This is a genomic window from Limosilactobacillus sp. (genome assembly GCF_051873035.1).
Classification (GTDB): Bacteria; Bacillota; Bacilli; order Lactobacillales; family Lactobacillaceae; genus Limosilactobacillus.
On the sequence record NZ_JBJEEL010000019.1, the window covers coordinates 1 to 18859 of the forward strand.

At 48.4% G+C, this 18859-nt stretch carries 17 protein-coding genes; 4 read left to right on the forward strand and 13 right to left on the reverse strand.

From position 1 onward, the window contains the following. The 11 genes from lysS to pth form a co-directional block, all read right to left on the reverse strand. Nucleotides 1-1510: lysine--tRNA ligase (gene lysS, locus ACI31H_RS01885; protein ID WP_439770306.1), on the reverse strand; the 1510-nt coding region annotated here is incomplete at its 3' end. Nucleotides 1511-1525: 15 nt separating this feature from the next. Beyond that, on the reverse strand, nt 1526-2539 hold the full coding sequence (dusB, locus tag ACI31H_RS01890; RefSeq protein ID WP_439770307.1) for a tRNA dihydrouridine synthase DusB: 1014 nt from the start codon (nt 2537-2539) through the stop codon (nt 1526-1528). A gap of 113 nt (nt 2540-2652) precedes the next feature. After that, on the reverse strand, nt 2653-3612 hold the full coding sequence (hslO, locus tag ACI31H_RS01895; protein WP_439770308.1) for an Hsp33 family molecular chaperone HslO: 960 nt from the start codon (nt 3610-3612) through the stop codon (nt 2653-2655). An 84-nt stretch (nt 3613-3696) separates the two neighbouring features. Next, nucleotides 3697-5814 carry an ATP-dependent zinc metalloprotease FtsH gene (gene ftsH, locus ACI31H_RS01900; protein WP_439770309.1) on the reverse strand — a complete coding sequence of 706 codons (2118 nt, stop codon included), beginning with the start codon at nt 5812-5814 and terminating at the stop codon, nt 3697-3699. 87 nt (nt 5815-5901) lie between these two features. Next, nucleotides 5902-6444 carry a hypoxanthine phosphoribosyltransferase gene (gene hpt / locus ACI31H_RS01905; protein ID WP_439770310.1) on the reverse strand — a complete coding sequence of 181 codons (543 nt, stop codon included), beginning with the start codon at nt 6442-6444 and terminating at the stop codon, nt 5902-5904. Between the two features lie 12 nt (nt 6445-6456). After that, nucleotides 6457-7827, reverse strand: coding sequence for a tRNA lysidine(34) synthetase TilS (tilS, locus tag ACI31H_RS01910; RefSeq protein WP_439770311.1), 1371 nt, complete (start codon nt 7825-7827; stop codon nt 6457-6459). A 6-nt stretch (nt 7828-7833) separates the two neighbouring features. Continuing rightward, a complete protein-coding gene (locus ACI31H_RS01915) occupies nt 7834-8337 on the reverse strand; it encodes a S1 domain-containing RNA-binding protein (RefSeq protein WP_439770312.1) in 504 nt (167 codons plus the stop codon). Nucleotides 8338-8421: 84 nt separating this feature from the next. Further along, a complete protein-coding gene (locus ACI31H_RS01920; RefSeq protein ID WP_439770313.1) occupies nt 8422-8778 on the reverse strand; it encodes an FtsB family cell division protein in 357 nt (118 codons plus the stop codon). A 102-nt stretch (nt 8779-8880) separates the two neighbouring features. Further along, nucleotides 8881-9147, reverse strand: a complete 267-nt coding sequence (locus ACI31H_RS01925; protein WP_289560537.1) for an RNA-binding S4 domain-containing protein — start codon at nt 9145-9147, stop codon at nt 8881-8883. Nucleotides 9148-9159: 12 nt separating this feature from the next. Further along, nucleotides 9160-12699, reverse strand: a complete 3540-nt coding sequence (gene mfd, locus ACI31H_RS01930) for a transcription-repair coupling factor (RefSeq protein WP_439770314.1) — start codon at nt 12697-12699, stop codon at nt 9160-9162. A gap of 24 nt (nt 12700-12723) precedes the next feature. After that, complete coding sequence (pth, locus tag ACI31H_RS01935; RefSeq protein ID WP_439770359.1) at nt 12724-13284, reverse strand: aminoacyl-tRNA hydrolase; 561 nt, start codon at nt 13282-13284, stop codon at nt 12724-12726. 215 nt (nt 13285-13499) lie between these two features. On the opposite strand from pth, the gene cbpA reads away from it, so the two are divergent. Continuing rightward, nucleotides 13500-14138, forward strand: a complete 639-nt coding sequence (gene cbpA, locus ACI31H_RS01940) for a cyclic di-AMP binding protein CbpA (protein WP_439770315.1) — start codon at nt 13500-13502, stop codon at nt 14136-14138. A 63-nt stretch (nt 14139-14201) separates the two neighbouring features. On the opposite strand, the gene ACI31H_RS01945 is transcribed toward cbpA, so the two are convergent. Both ACI31H_RS01945 and alr read right to left on the reverse strand, forming a co-directional pair. Further along, nucleotides 14202-14555 (reverse strand): type II toxin-antitoxin system PemK/MazF family toxin, encoded by a 354-nt coding sequence (locus ACI31H_RS01945; protein WP_439770360.1) that lies wholly within the window; start codon nt 14553-14555, stop codon nt 14202-14204. 11 nt (nt 14556-14566) lie between these two features. After that, nucleotides 14567-15691: an alanine racemase gene (gene alr, locus ACI31H_RS01950; protein ID WP_439770316.1), complete on the reverse strand. Its 1125-nt coding sequence runs from the start codon at nt 15689-15691 to the stop codon at nt 14567-14569. Nucleotides 15692-15946: 255 nt separating this feature from the next. Here alr and ACI31H_RS01955 point away from each other — a divergent pair, with 255 nt between their 5' ends. From ACI31H_RS01955 to dltB, 3 genes are read left to right on the forward strand one after another with little or no spacing between them, the layout of a single operon-like run. Beyond that, nucleotides 15947-16087, forward strand: coding sequence for a teichoic acid D-Ala incorporation-associated protein DltX (locus ACI31H_RS01955; RefSeq protein ID WP_439770361.1), 141 nt, complete (start codon nt 15947-15949; stop codon nt 16085-16087). 19 nt (nt 16088-16106) lie between these two features. Further along, nucleotides 16107-17633: a D-alanine--poly(phosphoribitol) ligase subunit DltA gene (gene dltA / locus ACI31H_RS01960; RefSeq protein ID WP_439770317.1), complete on the forward strand. Its 1527-nt coding sequence runs from the start codon at nt 16107-16109 to the stop codon at nt 17631-17633. Next, the gene (dltB, locus tag ACI31H_RS01965) at nt 17633-18850 is read left to right on the forward strand and encodes a D-alanyl-lipoteichoic acid biosynthesis protein DltB (RefSeq protein WP_439770318.1); all 1218 of its coding nucleotides are present in this window, start codon (nt 17633-17635) and stop codon (nt 18848-18850) included. Before dltA ends, dltB begins: the two co-directional genes overlap by 1 nt. Nucleotides 18851-18859 lie beyond the last annotated feature (9 nt).

Below are 18859 nucleotides of genomic sequence, written 5' to 3' on the forward strand. Positions count from 1 at the left end.
TCTTACCCTTTTTGCTATCCTTAGTTTCCTTTTCCGGACGCATTGTTGGGAAGAGGATGACATCCCGAATTGACTTAGCATCGGTCAGCAGCATTACCAGCCGGTCAATCCCGATACCTAAACCACCCGTTGGCGGCATCCCGTATTCAAGGGCCTGAACATAGTCTAAGTCCACTGGTTCCGCTTCATCGTTACCATTGGCCTTTTCCTCTGCTTGCATCTCAAAACGGTGCTTCTGGTCAATTGGGTCGTTCAATTCACTGAAGGCGTTGGCCAACTCACTACCATCGACATACAGTTCAAAACGATCAGTCATGTCCGGGTTATCCGCGTTCCGCTTAGCCAGTGGTGACACTTCGACTGGGAACTCATAAACAAAGGTTGGTTGGATCAGTGTCTTTTCTACGTACTCATCGAAGAAGGCACTCAAAATGTGGCCCTTCTTCCAGAATGGCTTGTATTCAATATGGTGTTCATCAGCCAACTTCTTTGCATCATCATCGGTCATTGACTCATCACTAAAGTCGATCCCCGTCTTTTCCTTAACGGCGTCTACCATTGTGATCCGCTTAAAGTCACTAGCCAGGTCAATATCGTGACCCTGGTAAGTAACGTGACCATCATCGGAAACCACCTTAGCCGCAGCCTTAACAATTCCTTCGGTTTCATCCATCACATCATGGAAGTCAAAGTAAGCTGCGTAGGTTTCCATCGTCGTAAATTCAGGGTTGTGGTGCGGGTCCATCCCCTCATTCCGGAAAATCCGGCCCAGTTCGTAGACCCGTTCAAAACCACCGACAATTAACCGCTTCAGGTATAATTCAGTCGCAATCCGGAGGTACATGTCAATATCCAAGGCGTTGTGGTGGGTAACAAATGGCCGTGCATTGGCACCACCGGCCTGGGTGTTTAAAATTGGGGTTTCTACTTCCGTAAAGCCATGGTCATCCATGTACTTCCGGACCGCCTTAATAATCGCCGTCCGTTGGTGGAACCGCTTGAAGCTCTCGGGGTTAGAAATTAAGTCCAGGTAACGCTGCCGGTAGATCGTCTCCGGGTCCGTAACCCCTTCCCACTTATTAGGAAGTGGCCGCAATGCCTTAGACAGGAAGGTAATCTTGTGGGCCCGAACGGTTAATTCACCGGTATTAGTCTTGATAACATCCCCTTCGATTCCGAGAAAGTCACCAATGTCGGCCCGCTTGAAGATGTGGTATGGTTCGTCCCCGACCATATCCTTACGAGCGTAAACTTGAATCTTACCAGTCCGGTCAACAAAGTCCGCAAAGCCAGCCTTACCACTGCTCCGCTTCCGGGTCATCCGGCCGGCGATAATTACCATTTCACCCTTCTCGTTTAGTTCTTCCTTGTCATACTTATCGTATTCGTCGTGAATTTGTTGTGCCAGGTGGTCACGTTTGAAGCGCCGGCCAAATGGTTCAATGCCAGCTTTCTTCAATTCTTCCATCTTTTCGCGACGAACGCGCATTTGATCTAGTTCTTGTGACACAGATTTCTCCTCCTCTTATTGAGCTGCTTTCCTGCTAGCCTTCCGGGCTTCCCATTCTGCGGTCTGTTCCGCAAAGTTATCAAAGAGGTCATTCATCTCTTGGCGGGTTTCTGCCTCTACCAGCTTAGCCTTAGTCCGGGCGGCCCGCGGAATTCCTTTCAGATAATAGGTTGATAAGCCCCGAAATTCACGGACACCAATGTACTCACCCTTCAGGTCAATCAACCGGTTAAGGTGCTCCTTGGCCATTTGGATCTTCTTTGCTGGCGTTGCTTCCGGTAACAATTCCCCTGTTTCCAGGTAGTGTTCAGTCCGGGTTAGCATCCACGGATTCCCCATGGCGGCCCGCCCGATCATTGCCGCGGTCGCCCCAGTTAAATCGAGGACCTTCTTAGCGTCTTCCGGAGTCCGGATATCACCATTGGCCATGAACGGGATCGTGAGTTGACTAGCAACCTCTTTTAGTATATTCCAATCCGCGTGTCCCGTATACATCTGTTTTCGGGTCCGCCCATGCATGGCAATTGCCGCGGCCCCAGCCCGTTCAGCAGCCAGCGCATTTTCAACTGCATAGATGTGCTTATCATCCCAGCCGGTCCGCATTTTAACCGTTACTGGTTTTTTGACCGCATCGGTAACGTAGGAGACCATCTCATAGACCTTATTAGGGTCAAGAAGCCACCGGGCCCCCGCATCGGTCTTAACCACCTTATTCACTGGGCACCCCATATTAATGTCAATCACATCAGCTGCCGTATGCTCGTCCACATACTTGGCCGCTTCCACTAGCGTTTCTTTAGTTCCCCCAAAGATTTGAATGCCCATGGGGTGTTCGCTCGGGTCGACATCCATCATGTTCAGCGTTTTCTTATTGTGATACATAATTCCCCGGTCGGAAATCATTTCACAGACTACGTAGCCAGCGCCGAACTCTTTACAAATCACCCGAAAGGCCGAATTAGTTACACCAGCCATCGGGGCAACAACTACTTGGTTAGGAATCTCGACGTCGCCAATCTTCCACTTCATACTTTCACCTCATTATTCTAGTTAGGCACAAGTGAGCTGGCTTCAGTTGTGCTTTTATTATTGGTTCGACAACTCAACCATAATAGCACACCAACCGGTCCGGAACCAAGTAACTACTGTTCGTCCTGCTTACTTTCCTTTGCTTGCTTTTCCTTTTCGGCGATCTCCTTGTCGGCTTCCGCATCAGCAACCTTCTTGTCATAAATTAGTTGCAGTTCTTCCTCACTAAATTCATACTTTTTACCACAGAATTGGCAAACCGTTTCGGCATGGTGGTCTTCATCGATCAACTGCTTCAAGTCTTTAGTGTTAAGACTTTCTAAGGCATGAGCAAACCGTTGCTTGGAGCAATCACATTCATAGCGGACGGGCATTTGGTCAAGGATCTTTAACTCATCGCCAAAGAGCTTCTTTAAGATGTCTTCCGGTGTATCGCCATCCCGAAGCATTTCAGAAACCAGTGGTAGCCCCTTTAGCGTCTTTTCCAGCTTACTAATTTCCTCGTCACTAGCCCCGGGCATTACCTGAATCATAAAGCCCCCGGCCACTTCAATACTGTCATCGGGGTTAACGAAGACCGACAGGCCAACCGCAGAGGGGATTTGTTCCGACTGGGCAAGGTAGTAGGTAAAGTCATCGCCCAGTTCACCGGATACCAGGTTAACCTCACCCGTATACGGGGTCTTATCACCAGGAGTCATCTTGGTAACAGAAAGGGTTCCCTTGGTACCAACCGCACCGGCCACATCGATCTTCCCCTTACTATTGGCCGGTAAGTTAACGTGGGGGTTGCCCATGTATCCCTTAACGGTCCCCTTTGCAGTCCCGTCAGCCACGATGTAGCCAACCGGACCATTACCTTGAATTTTGACCGTCATCCCGGCTTCGCCTTCCAGGCCCGCCGTTGCCAACAGGACGGTCCCCACCAGCGTCCTTCCTAACGCAGCCGATGAAGCTGACCAGGTATCATGGATTTCATGGGCCTTTTCCACTAACTGGGTTGCATTAACTGCATAGGCCCGAAATTTACCATCCTTCGTCATGCTTTTTACTAAATAATCTGTCGTTTTCATCTTTTCATCTTCCTCCTCAGCAAATAAAAATAGGAGCGCGAGCTAAGTTAGCTCAATCACTCCTATTTTATCATTTTATTAATTCTAGTGGTCAGAATCATCATCGGAATGTTGATCAGTACCAGAATCATGTTGGTCATCATTAGACTGCTCAGCCTGGTCATCAGGTAACGACTTTTGTTCGTTAGCCTTATCAACCCGCTTTTCATCTTCCATCCGTTCCAGAGCCCGCTTTGACTCTTCAAAGGTCTGTGCGTAAGCATCCTTGTCAGCATCCGCATGGGCCTTTTCCGGAATCTTACCGGTCTTGTACAGACTAAGAATTTCTTTTTCATCCAGGGTCTCATACTTGAGCAGGGCTTCGGCAATCACCTTATGCTGTTCACGGTGTGTTTCCAGGATGTGAAGAGCACGTTCATGTCCTTCATTGAGGATCCGCCGTACTTCTTCGTCAACCAGTGCCGCCGTCTTTTCAGAGTAGGTTGACTGATCATAACCTTGCCCCGTAAAGACTTGGCCTGAACTTTGCAGTTCGACTGGCCCGATCTTGTCACTCATTCCGTACTGAGTAACCATTGCCCGGGCAATCTGCGTTGCCTGTTCAAAGTCATTGGAAGCACCTGAAGATTGTGACTTGAAGATTAACTCTTCGGCCGCACGACCACCCATTAATCCGGCAATCTGCTCTTCAGCGTTCTTCTTCGACATCAGCATCTGGTCTTCCCGTGGTAGCATAATCGCGTAACCACCGGCACGACCACGTGGTACAATCGTTACCTTGTGAACGACCCGGGCGTCATTAAGAACCAGACCAACAATCGTGTGTCCGGCTTCGTGATAGGCCACTGTCTTTCGTTCTTGTGGTGATTGTACCCGGTCATGCTTAGCTGGACCGGCAATAACCCGGTCTTCAGCCTCATCTAAGTCGGTCGCATCAATCTGGGTCTTGTTCCGGCGGGCAGCTAACAGAGCCGCTTCGTTTAGCAAGTTGGCCAAATCAGCCCCGACAAATCCAGGGGTCTGCTTAGCAATCTCTTTCAAGTCCACGTCAGGTGCCAATGGCTTATTCTTGGCGTGAACCCGTAAGATCGCTTCACGACCCTTAACATCTGGCCGGCCGACCAGGATCTTCCGGTCAAAACGACCTGGCCGCAGTAAGGCCGGGTCCAAAACATCAGACCGGTTGGTAGCCGCCATGACGATAATTCCTTCATCGCCTTGGAAACCATCCATTTCAACTAACAGTTGGTTCAGGGTTTGTTCACGTTCATCGTGGCCGCCCCCCATGCCGCTACCACGGCGACGACCAACCGCATCAATTTCATCAATAAAGATAATCGCTGGTGCAGCCTTCTTAGCTTGGTCAAAGAGGTCCCGAACACGACTAGCACCAACCCCGACGAACATTTCAACGAAGTCAGAACCAGAAATTGAGAAGAACGGTACCCCAGATTCACCAGCAACCGCCTTCGCTAGTAAGGTCTTACCAGTACCCGGAGGCCCCTCCAAGAGGACCCCGGATGGAATCCGCGCACCTAATTTGGTGAATTTCTTTGGATTCTTTAAGAATTCAACAACTTCGACCAGTTCCTGCTTTTCTTCTTCTTCACCGGCAACGTCGGAGAAACGAACCTTGTTCTTCTTAGCATCTGCTGGTTTAGCTTTTGTTTTACCAAAGCTCATTACTCCACGGCCACCGCCACCTTGGCCTGCTTGGCCCATCATCATGTAGAAGAAGAAAATCATGATGACCAGTGGTAAGACCGTTAATAACAGGTTCATCCAGACACTGTTCGATTCTTCGGCCCGGGTGCTCAACCGAACATCATGCTTGTTAGCATAACGCTGCAGTTGACCAACCGTTACATCGCTTTGGAGAACTGAACTCTGGAATTGTGAAACCTTGCTATTACGTTGCGTAGAAAAAGCAAAGCCCCCGTTGGAATCATTGCCCTTGTTGGCTTGTGGCTTCCGGTAGGTCCCGGTTACCTTATAAACTCCACCGTTTGGCTGAAGCTGGACACTCTTAATCTTGTTACTCTTCAGTTCAGAGATAAACTCGCTCTGGGTCACCGTCTTACTCTGCCCAGTGGATTGGTTACCACCAAAGAAGAAGTAGGCAATCCCCATAATGCACAAGAACATCACTGCGTAGAAGAGAACGTTATGAGTAAAATTATTATTTCGCCGATTGTTGTTCATAACAACCTCCTATCTACCAGCAACATAATTAATTGTACCAACTATCATAGCATACTTGACAAATGTTGACTATTAAATTGCTAACAATTAATTTTCACTATAAACAGATGGTTTCAAAATCCCGACATAGGGAAGATTACGGTAGTATCCCTTGTAGTCGAGGCCGTAACCAACCAGAAATTCATTTGGTACTTTGAAGCCATAATATTCAACATTGACATCAAATTCACGGCCCTCCGGCTTATTTAATAGGGAAACGGTCTTAACACTCTTGGCACCCCGTTCTTTCAAAAGCTTAACAAGGTACTGTAAGGTCCGACCACTATCAACGATATCTTCAGTAATGAGGACATTGCGTCCCTTAACATCACTCGTCATATCATGGATTAACTTCAAATTACCAGTCGTCGCGGTCCCACCAAAGTAAGTGGAAACATCAATGAAGTCCATCTGGGCCATAATATCCATCTTTTCAATCAGGTCAACCGTAAAAAGAACTGCACCGGTTAAAACGCACAGGATTAATGGATTCTTGTCCCGATACTCTTCAGACAGTTGGTCGGCCAGTTTAGCAATCGTTGCTTGGATCTCTTCCTCACTGTACAGCACTTTTTCGATGTCGTTATTCATACTAATTCTCCTCTATTGCTCTTGAATGGCAATCTTTACCCGTCGCCAACGTTGGCGGTAGTCAGTGGGACGGTCAAACCAGCTCCACTTCCGACCAATTAACCAAACAACCGTCCCGGTAGCGTCAACCAGTACTAATTGCTGGTCACGCTCCCGGTTAGGAACTTTCTGGTCAATTAAAACCCGGCGAACCTTTTGGCGACCGCCACCCTTGAGTCGTAACGCGTCACCAGGTCGCCATAAGCGCAGGCGCAGTGGCCACTGGGCCGGGGCTAACCACATTTCCTGAACAGCCGTGGCTTGTTCGGGGGCTGGTCCGGCCGTAAGCATTATCTGCTCCCGGGTATTTACCCAATACCATTGGCCCAATTCTACCACAGTCGTCCCGTATTTTTGGCCCTTTACCGACTTTTTTTGTGGTGGTTGGACAAAACATTTACCATAGTCAATTACCAACGTATAGTTATTCGGCAAGGGCCATTCACGCTGCGGACGCACCTGATTATCAGCCAGTGCCCTTAGCACTTCTTCGATCAAAGGTTGCTTAACCGCTGAAACCGTCTGTTCCAGCCAGCGTTCTAACACCAACCGTCGGTCAAGCACAGGGAGTTTTTGCCAGCGTTCAACCACCAGTCGATTACCAGACTCCACGGCAGCCAGCTGACGATCCAGCTGCCCATCGGCCCACGTTATTAAATCCGTTAACTGTTGATGATAGGCACTGAGGTGGTCCAAAAGGCGGGGATTTTCTTCTTCTAACGCCGGAATTATCTGGTGCCGGTAACGATTCCGGGTAATCGCTAAATCATTATTAGTCTGGTCCTCATACCATTTTAAATGATGGGCCCGGGCGTATGAACGCAACCGCTGCTTGGCAAAGGGTAGCAGGGGACGGACGAGCTGACCACCGGCAAAGGGCCGTTGGTCACGGATCCCAACCAATTGACCCAACTGACCGCCCCGTACCAACTTCATTAACATTGTCTCGGCCAGGTCATTTTGGTGGTGGGCTGTTAAGAGGTAGTGGGCATTAGTCGCCGCCATTGTCGCCGCAAAGAAGTGGTAACGAAACTGGCGAGCGGCCGCCTCAACCCCGGTTGCCGGATGCTGGTCTTGGGGCCACCGGGTTACCCGTAGCTCTAGGTTGTGCTGTTGGCAATAATCCCGGATAAAACTTTCTTCTTCAACACTCTGGGCCCGCAAGAGGTGGTTAACGTGGGCCACTACTATCTGCGGACGCATTGTCGACGGTAAGTGTAACAACAAGTCAAGTAGGGTCATGGAGTCAACCCCCGTCGAAACCGCCACTACGACCCGATCATTGTTAGTAAAAAAGCGACCCCTTTGCAGGTGCCGCTTAAAGTCTTCTTCTAATTTTGACATGACTACTTAGCTCCGCCGGCCACCACGGCCACCACGCTTACCGTCCGTCTGCCGTTTCAGTGTCGACAAGCGTGATTCACTTTCCTTGAGGTAGCCTGCCAACATATCATTAAAGTCCTCATGTTGATGACTATTATGGTTGTGGTGACCACCATTGTAACTATTGTGGTAGTTATTCCGGCCATGGAAATCATTTCCCCGACCTTCATGGTGGAAGTGGTGTTGATTCTCACCATGGAAGTGGTGGTCGTGGTCACGATGCTCGTGATGCTCATGCGGAGCAGCTGCCTTCATCGACAAGGCAATCTTACCATCATCGCCAATGCGGGTTACCTTAACTGTTACCGTGTCACCAACCGATAAAACATCATGGACGTCTTTAATGTACTTGTCAGAAATCTGACTGATGTGCACTAACCCGGTTTGGTTATCATCCAAATCGACAAATGCACCGAAATTCGTGATTCCGGAAACTTTACCGGAAACCTTTGCTCCCACTTCAATTGCCATGAAACTAATAGCTCCTCCTCAAGTCATCTAAGAATTTGTAATTAATTATAGTTGAGTATACCATAACCCACCCGCAAAAAGTAACTAGTTATCTAAATTATAAACGGTTTCGCCCTTCTTCGAGTAGTTGTACTTAGCCCGCACAACCTGCTGAACATAGTCGGGGTCATGTAAAAGCCGAATCCGTTGCTTAAGCTGCCGACTATTTTGTCGTTCTTCCTTTAATTGGGCCTGGCATTGGTTGATATTACCATTTACCCTTGCTAAGGTCCGCTTGCTTTGGAAGATCTGCACTCCCAAAATAATAAAAATCACTAGAAAGGCCAACAAAATTCGGCGGCAACGGCGAATGTGCACTCGCCGTCGATGCTGATCAGCCGAAAACTTGTGAACATATGGTGTATTAAGCTGTGATACGTTATTATCACTCTGGCGCTTCATACTTTTACCTCACTTTATTAGCTTATAACAGTTTAAGTATAGCAAGGTATCCGGGCTACTGTCCATATCTAGTAGCAATAAATATCATTTTTTTTATAAATGTTAATTAAAATCCTCGGCATAGGTTTCATCAAGTAATTCATACATGTCTTCGGCCTCACTCTTCTTGGTGGTCTCAACAATTCGGTTGATCTTGATTGTTTCGGTTTTATTACCAAATTTAATCGTTAAGGTATCGCCCACTTTAACCTTACTTGATGACTTAGCCGGTAGGTTATTAATAAGGATCCGCCCCTGGTCTGCAATCTCCTTGGCTACAGACCGCCGCTTAATGATCCGTGATACTTTCAAGAACTTATCTAAACGCATAATTTCCCTCCATTATTCTTTAACTTTCTTTGTTTGATCATTATTTACCGCCGTACTCAGCCCGGTCACTACTTTAAGGAGCTGGTTGAGCCAATCGGCCGTCGTCATCTTTGGCTGGATGACCAGGCGAACCGTCAGTTGCTGGTCCTGTTCACCGAGCGTGGCCTTAAACTTGGTTTGGGCAAGTAATTTAATGATAGTCGGTGCCTTGATTAGGTGACTGCCAGCCGGCGTAAAGGTAATCATGATATTATCCCGCTGCCGCTTAATCTGTTTGATCATCGCCTCATCAGCGTGCTGCTTAAGCTTGCTAATCAATAAGAGGTTACCAACCGCCGTCGGGTAGTCACCAAAGCGGTCAATAAGGTCGCCTTGAATCTCCAGCAGCTCATCGTCGTCTTGGGCCTGACGGATAGTCTTATATAGCTCAATCTTTTGCCGCTGGTCGTTGATATAACTATCCGGTAGGTAGGCCTCCACGCCAAGTTCGACTTCGGCATCGGCCCGGCTGGTCTTTTTCTTCCCCTGCTTTTTAGCAACCGCTTCGTTCAGCATTGCCGAATACAGGTCGTAACCAACCGAGTCAATAAAGCCGTGCTGCTGTTTCCCAAGGATATTCCCGGCACCACGGATTGAGAGGTCCCGCATAGCGATTTTAAATCCCGACCCCAGTTCCGTGAAGTCCCGGATTGCGGCTAACCGTTTTTCACCCTGTTCTGTTAATACCTTGTTAGGTTGGTACATAAAGTAGGCATAGGCGACCCGGTTACTCCGGCCAATCCGGCCCCGAATCTGGTAAAGTTGGGCCAGGCCTAAATGATCAGCATTTTCAACGAAGAGGGTATTAACATTTGGAATATCAACCCCGGTTTCGATAATCGAAGTGGTTACCAAAACATCATAGTTTCCCTGAACAAACTCATAGAGGACTGTTTCCAACTCATTTTCACTCATCTGTCCGTGAATATAGCCAATCTGGGCTTCCGGCACCAGGTTCTGGAGCTTGACGACGGTTTCTTCAATGTCATTAACCCGGTTGTGCAGGTAGTAAACCTGGCCACCCCGTTGCATTTCTCGCATGATGCCATCACGGATTGCCCCGTCATTTTGTTCCATCACGTAGGTTTGAATTGGGAAACGACCCGCCGGCGGAGTTTCTAAAACGGACAGGTCCCGCACCCCAAGCATTGACATGTTCAGTGTCCGCGGGATTGGGGTAGCGGTCAATGTCAAGACATCCACGTTATTCTTGAGTTCCTTCAAACGTTCCTTATGCTTAACACCAAAGCGTTGTTCCTCATCGATAATGACGAGCCCCAGGTCCTTAAACTGGACATCCTTAGACAGGATCCGGTGGGTTCCCACAACGATATCAATGCTGCCATCAGCTAGGCCGGCATCGGTTTCCTTTAATTCCTTTCCGGTCTTAAACCGTGACATCAGCGCAATCTTAACCGGGAAACCAGCAAAGCGTTTGCTTAAGGTATCAAAGTGCTGCTGTGCCAACACCGTCGTTGGTACCAAGAAGGCCACCTGCTTACCACCGGTAACCGCCTTAAAGATTGCCCGCATTGCTACTTCGGTCTTACCATAGCCAACGTCGCCGACCAGCAGCCGGTCCATCGGCCGTGGTTTTTCCATGTCCCGCTTGATTTCCTTAATACTGCGTAACTGGTCCCGCGTTTCCGTGTACGGAAAGTTGGCATCAAACTGGTCTTGTAGATAATCATCGGCAGGGAAAGCATAGCCCTTAGCGGCCTCCCGTTTAGCGTAAAGGTCAACCAATTCATCGGCGATGTCTTCAACTTTAGAGGCAACCCGCCGCTTCGTTTTCGCCCATTCATTCCCACCTAACCGGTTAATACGTGGCGTCTTTGATTCGGCCGAAACATACTTTTGAACTAGGTTTAGCTGGGTTACTGGTACGAAAATCTGGGCATTATTACGGTAGTTGATAATCATGTAGTCCTGGTGGACACCATCAACTTCCATCGTCTTGATCCCGCTAAAGATCCCGATTCCGTGATTAACGTGGACAACGTAATCCCCCGGTTTTAGGTCGGTATAGCTCTTGATCCGTTCCGCATTGGCCAGCTTTTGGGGACGGTGGCGCCGCTTTTTAACCTGCTTAAACATCTCACCTTCAGTGATTACGACCAGTCCTGCTGCCGGCATTTCAAAGCCATTATCAAGACTTCCCGCCACCAGTTGGACCCGGTTGACGATTAAGTCATCTAATCCGGTCTCAATTGCAGGGACATTAAAGTCTACCAAGGTTTGGGCAATTTGCTTTCGCCGTTCCTGGTTAGCGGCCAAGAGGACCACCGTTTGCCCCTGGTCAACCCAGCGCTGTAATTCAGACTTTAATAGTGGCATTTGGCCAAAGAAGCGTTGCATTGGCCGGCTAGTTAGCTCTACCAACTGGCTAAAACGCAGGTTACCCATGCCTTTTTTAAACAGGGCACCAAAGACCTGGGCGTGGTGGTCATTTTTAACCAGTGCGTCCAGGTCGTTGCCGAGTTGCGGAGCCGTCGTCAGTTGGTGGTACTTCACCTTATCCTTTAACCATCCCTGGTCTTCAGCCGCTTGTTGGTTAGCAGTCTCCTTCAGGCGGCCGAAGTCATCAAGGTAAACGGCGCCCTCAGCGGATAAGTAGTCCAACAAAGAATGGTGCTCAGGATACAAAAGATTGCTAAATTCAAGCATGGTACTCGGCAGACGGCGGTCACCAAGTGCCGCCAACAGTGGTGTAAAGCGGTTATTAACCTGTTGACTAATATCCTCGTCACCATCAGCCAACGCTGCCTTTAACTGGTCATACTCTTTGGTCAGGCCAGCCTTAACACGCGGGAATTCCGCCGGCGGTAAAATCAGGTCCGTCGCTGGCAGGACCTCAACTTCTTTAAGATTATCAATGCTCTTTTGCGTGCTGGCATCAAAGAAACGTAACGAGTCGACCTCGGTATCAAATAGGTCAACGCGGACCGGATTGTCGGTGTTGAGGGCGTAAATATCAATGATCGATCCCCGGATGGCAAAGTCCCCCGGTCGTAAAACCATCTTTTGCAGCTGGTAGCCCATTGCACTCAGGCGGTTGCGGGCCTCTTCGGGGTCCAGTTCCCCACCGACCTTAATCTTTAAGGTCGACTGGGCAAAAAAGTCTGGGGCCACAATGTTCCGACGCAATCCCGAGACGGCCGTCACCACCACAACCGGGCGGTGGCTATTGAGGGCGTTTAACGCCTGTACCCGTTGCAAGCGATAATTAGGTGAACTGGTGGCCACCTCCGCCGCTAATACCTCTTCCACGGGGAATTGATAGACCTCATCGGCGGTCAATAAGTTTTCGAGGTCCCCCGCTAACTCTTCCATCTGACTGAGGCTATCGGTAACAACTAGGAGCGGTTCCTGACGTGTCCGTACTAGGCTCGCTAATAAAAGCGTCCGGGCCGATCCCGAAATTCCGGTAACTAACTGTCGCTTTCCCGGTTGCCAATTTTGGGCAACACTCTTAAATTCAGTTGTCTTTTCAATAAAGTTTACTAAGCGCACAGTCCGTTAGTTCCTCCTCAATTCTTAGTTATAGTCATTCATCAAGTGGGCAAAGTCTTCGCCCTTAATCCAATCTTCAAGGGCGTGCTCGGCAACTTCCACCGCCGCATCAAACTTAGGGCGTTCGTCCTTATTAAATCGACCGAGAACGTGGCTAACCACGGTTCCGTTCTTCGGGTGGTCAATTCCCAGCTTAACCCGGTTAAAGTTCTTCGTTCCCAGGGCGTTAATAATACTCTTCAGGCCATTATGACCACCTGAGGCCCCGTGGGTCTTCAGACGGACCTTACCAACTGGCATGTCAAGGTCATCGTTAACCACTACTAGGTCGGCCAGGTCAAGGTGGTAGTAATCAACTAACGGTCCCACCGCACGACCAGAATCGTTCATAAAGGTAGTCGGTTTAACAAGCATCACCTTTTCACCATCAATCATTCCGGAAACCGCGACGGCCTCCTGTTTAAGGTGGGTGAAGGCACCCAATTGGTAGTCACGGGCCAACTGGTCAACAACCATAAAGCCGGTATTGTGCCGCGTCTCATCATAACGGGTTCCAATATTTCCTAGGCCGACAATCATCTTCATCTTATTTTTCATCCCTTCATAATCTCGAATACAAAAAGGCCGCACGGGCCAATCTCCCGTCCAGCGTTAACTTTTACTATTATACAGTAGATACTAGTCAAACTAAAATATTCCGCCCCAGCCCCTTTATTTTATTCTCATCTTTTTCTCATACTATCCTAAAATATGTTATGATGTTCAGTGCACTTAACATTACGAAGTAGAGGAAGTTCACCATGATTTTTAGTTCACTCATTAAAACTAAGGATAAACTCACGACCTTACCAGAAACGGCCACCCTCGCCGAAGCTCTAACACTGTTGGAGGATACGGGCTTCCGGTGTGTACCAGTATTGGACCAAACCGGACGAATCTTCCGGGGAAATATTTACAAGATGCACCTCTACCGGCACAAATCCCGGAACGGCGACATGTCCCTTCCAGTGACGTCACTGCTAAAAAACGCCACCAAGTTTGTTTCCATCAAGTCCGCCTTTTTCTCGGTCTTTTTTGCCATGCGCGATTTACCTTACATTGCGGTTTTAAACGAGGATAACCAATTTTACGGTATTTTAACCCACAACAGCATGCTACGGATGCTGGCGGAGGGCTGGAACGTTAACAACGGCAGCTACGTCCTCACGGTTACCACCCCCGACGAACGGGGTTCATTAATGACCGCCAGCAAGGAAATTACCCGGTACTGCCAAATCGTCAATGTCCTCTCCTTTGACCCTGAGCACTCCGCGGTTAAACAAGTCCTCTTTACCCTGCCAGCCGATGTGGACCACGATAAAATGGTCAAGATTGTCCACCGGCTAAAGAAAAAGGGCTTTGCGGTCCTTGAAATTGAAGACCTTAAACACCAATACTAAAAATAAACGGGCCCCCAGCGTTGGCAAAGCTCCAATGCTGGGGGCCTGTTTACTATAACGCCACTAGTGCAGGCCGAGGCTCACCTTTAATGCCCGGTCCACCTGGCGCATCCGCGGTGCCCTTAGCTGGGCGATCCGGTCTTGTAAACGTTGCTTATCAATTGTGCGAACCTGCTCCAATAGAATCATCGAATTATGGGCCAATGAAGTCTCATCACTCGCTAATAGTACATGGGTTGGTAAATTATTTTTCTGCACCTGGGTAGTAATTGCCGCAACAATTACCGTTGGGCTATAGTGGTTGCCCACATCATTTTGGAGAATTACCACCGGCCGGATTCCCCCCTGTTCGGAACCGACCACCGGTGATAAATCTGCATAATAAATTTCGCCCCGTTTTACCTGCTTGCGCACTATTCCTCTGCTCCTTAATCATGATAACTACGGTGGATCCGGTTATTAAAGTTCGTTAAGATTTCATAGTTAATCGTTTGGGCCTGTTCGGCTAGGTCTTCTGCTGTAATCTCCTTATCTCCGGACCTTCCCATTAAGATTACCGGTGTATCGACCGGGTAGTATTTTGGTAGACGGATCATCATCTGATCCATGCAAACCCGGCCGGCAATCGGGCAATACTGGCCATCCACCAATACCTTAAAGCCGGTCATACACCGCGGATAACCATCGGCATACCCAATCGGTACCGTCGCCAACCACTCATCTTGCTGGGCCGTATAAGTAGCACCGTATGAAACCGACTCACCCGCCGGCAACTTTTTCACGAAACAGATGGCGGACTTTAAGGTCCCGACGGGTTGAAGCTTCAGATCCGTCGTAAGTTCCTTACCAGAAGGGTTATAACCATACATTGAAATTCCCATCCGCACCGTATTGGCCGTAATTTGCTGCCGGTGCCAGAGACCGGTTGCCGAGTTAGCCATGTGAGTATATGGCGGTAATTCATCCAAACTATCAATAAACTTCTGCCAGCGGGTGTATTGGCGGTTAAAGTAAGTTGCATCCGCACTATCCGCCGTCGCAAAGTGGGTAAACATCCCTTCAAAATCAAATTCAGGATACTGACGAAGGATCTTCACCGCCTGGTCAAATTCAGCCACGTTGGTAAAGCCAATCCGCCCCATCCCCGTATCAATCGCAAGGTGAACCTTTAGCGGCTTATTCCAGTTAAACTGCCGGGCAAACTGGTGGTATTTAATCAACCAGTCCAATGAGCCAACGGTTAATGAAACCCCTGCTTCAGCAGCTACGTTGGCCTCCTCAACCGGAGTGATCCCCAAAACAAGTGTAATTGCATCCACACCACAGTCGCGCAATTCTAACGCCTCATCAAGAATCGCCACACAGACTCCAGTGGCACCGGCATGCATTGCCGCCTGTGCTACCGGCACTAAGCCATGACCATAGGCGTTGGCCTTAACCACCGCCAGGATCTTACTATCGGCTGGCAAGACGGCCCGTTGTGCTTGGATGTTGTCCTGTAACGCCCGTAAATTAATCACGTATTCGGTATTTCTTAAGCGACCACTAATCATTTTTTACTCACTTTCTCCATTTTGGTATTGCCTCTCATTTTAGCAAAAATCAATGGTAAGCGCACAACCATTCCGCGGTTTTATCAAACCACCAATTGCTACTTTAGCCCGACCATCGATTGAGCTATAATCTTACATGTTGCCAGAGCATTGATTGTAAGTCCAGTAATTAATTATAAAAAGGTTAAATTTAACCTGGGTAGTTCATTCTTACAGTGAATCGTGGTAATTTTTATACGGAAGGAGTGATTCATAATCCTAAAAAGCGTTAAGAATCATCCCACACTAAAGTTCATACTAAAGACGGTTTTTTATTTTGCCGTTATTCTCCTGTTAGTTTACCTATACGGGTACTACGGCGCAGGTCAAGAACCGTTTATTTATAATGAATTCTAACGTGGAGGAAGAAAGAAAAATGATTAAGAACATTGTTACTGCTTTCGACCAAATCGCTACGGCCAACGCTGACCAGGTGGCCTATGACGAGATGGGGAAGCACACCACCTATGGACAACTCAAAACTGCTGCCGATAGTTTGGCAGCCTGGCTTGACCAACAGTCATTGCCCGAGCACAGTCCAGTGTTAGTTTTTGGTGACCATCAGGTTGAAATGATTGCTAGCTTCATGGCGGCGCTCAAGACCGGTCATTCATACATTCCAGTATCATCTGACTCGGCACTGCCACGGATCCAGTCCATCCTTGATACTGGTAAGCCCAGTTTAATTTTGGCAATCGATCCGTTTCCCAGCGACCAATTAACGGTCACTGTACCGGTAATCGCAAAGGAACAACTAGCAACCGTTATTGCCGATGCACAGCCACTAACTAGCGAACACCCTGTAAGTGGTAATGACCTTGCCTACGTTCTTTTTACTTCTGGAACAACCGGGTCACCCAAGGGGGTTGAAGTTAGCCACGACAACTTATTGACCTTTATCGACTGGATGCTAGGTGCCGACTTTAACTTACCGCAACGGGCCAACTATCTAGGTCAACCACCGTACTCGTTTGACCTTTCTAACATGTTCCTTTACCCCGCCCTCATGAGTGGAAGCACGGTTAAGGCCATCCCGCATGCGGTCGTTGAAAACTTTGGCCAGCTCTTCACTGCCTTGCCAAAGCTAGACTTAAATGTCTTCGTTGGTACCCCGTCGTTCGTTGACATGTTAATGCTGAGTCCGGCCTTTAATGAACAACAAATGCCTGGACTGACCCATTTTCTCTTTTGTGGTGAGGAATTAACCGTTAAAACGGCTAAGAACCTGCACCAGCGTTTCCCACACGCCCATATCTTTAATACCTATGGGCCGACCGAAGCAACGGTCGCCGTTTCGGGAGTAGAAATTACCCCTGAGATTCTCGCTAACAGTGACCGCCTTCCCGTTGGTTATGCTAAACCAGGAATCGAACTGTCAATTTGGAACGGCGACCAACAACTAACCACGCCCGGCCAACAGGGTGAAATCATTATTGCTGGTGACAGCGTAGCACAGGGTTACATGAATAACCCGCAAAAGACCGCGCAGGCCTTCTTCACCCTCAACGGCCAGCACGCCTACCGAACCGGTGATGCCGGTATCCTGGACGAGGATGGGTTGCTGCACCATAAGGGACGGATGGATTTTCAGATTAAGTTACATGGTTTCCGGATTGAACTTGACGAGGTCCGGGCCAGTCTAGAGAAGAGTCCCCTGATCAAACAGGCGGTCGCCCTACCGAAGTACAACCGGGATGGTAAGGTTGCCCACCTGATTGCTGCCGTAATTCCAAAGGAAACAACCGATAGTGAAAACGACCGGACCCAAAAGATTCGGGAAAGCCTAAAGGACCTCATCATGCCATACATGATGCCTACTCAATTTGTTTACCGGGAAAGCTTCCCGATGTCTGCAAACGGCAAGATTGCAGTTAAGCAAATGATTAAAGAGGTTAACCAGTAATGGTTAATTGGATTTCTAGCCTACCGAACTTTAGTGCCTACGGAACCCCAGTCTACTTTTTCTACTTAATCCTTGCCATTTTACCGCTGGGGATTGGCCTTTACTTTGGCAAACGTTTTAGCTGGTATGAAGTATTAATTAGTTTCATCTTCATCTTCTTGATGTTTGATGGTAACAGCTGGCAGCAGGGAATTTCTTTGATCTGCTATGTGATTTATGAAACCATCTTAGTAATGTTTTATAGTCACTACCGCAAACAGCAAAACGCGGCCGGAATCTTTTACCTTATTTCGGGGCTGTCAATTCTCCCCCTGGTGATCGTTAAACTCTCGCCAACAATGGTTGGCCATAACTCACTATTAGGTTTCCTCGGGATTTCCTACCTAACTTTCCGGGCGGTGGGTACCGTGATCGAAACCCGTGATGGGATGGTTAAGGAAATTTCCCCCTGGAAGTTTATCCGCTTCATCCTATTTATGCCCACGATTACTTCCGGACCAATTGACCGTTACCGGCGCTTTGAAAAGGACTACCAAAAAGTTCCCGCGCGTGACGAATACTTAAGCCTGGTCAGCAAGGGGATCTTCTACTTGTTCCTCGGCTTTTTGTACAAGTTCGTGATTGGCTACTTCTTTGGCCAACATTTCTACCCGTTTTTCGAACGCCTTGCCCTGATGGACAATAGTCCCTTTACCTGGCATATGCTCGGGGTAATGTACACGTACGGTTTCTACCTCTTCTTCGACTTTGCTGGTTACTCACTTTTCGCCGTGGCCATTTCATACTTCATGGGTGTGAAGACGCCAATGAACTTTAAGCAGCCATTTAAGTCAAAGAATATCAAGGAATTCTGGAACCGCTGGCACATCAGCCTGTCCTTCTGGTTCCGGGACTACATCTTCATGCGGTTCGTTTTCATGGCCACCAAAAAGCGGTGGTTTAAAAACCGGAATGCCTTGTCATCCACTGCCTACATGCTTAACATGGTGTTGATGGGCTTTTGGCACGGGATTACCTGGTATTACATCCTGTACGGTTTTCTGCATGGGATTGCCTTGGTAGTCAACGATTGGTGGCTCCGTTACAAGCGGAAGCACTTACCTAACCTACCGCATAACCGGCTTACTACCGGAATCGCTATTTTTATTACCTTTAACTTTGTTATGTTTACCTTTTTGATTTTCAGTGGTTTCTTAAATACCTACTTCTTTAACTAGCCACCAACC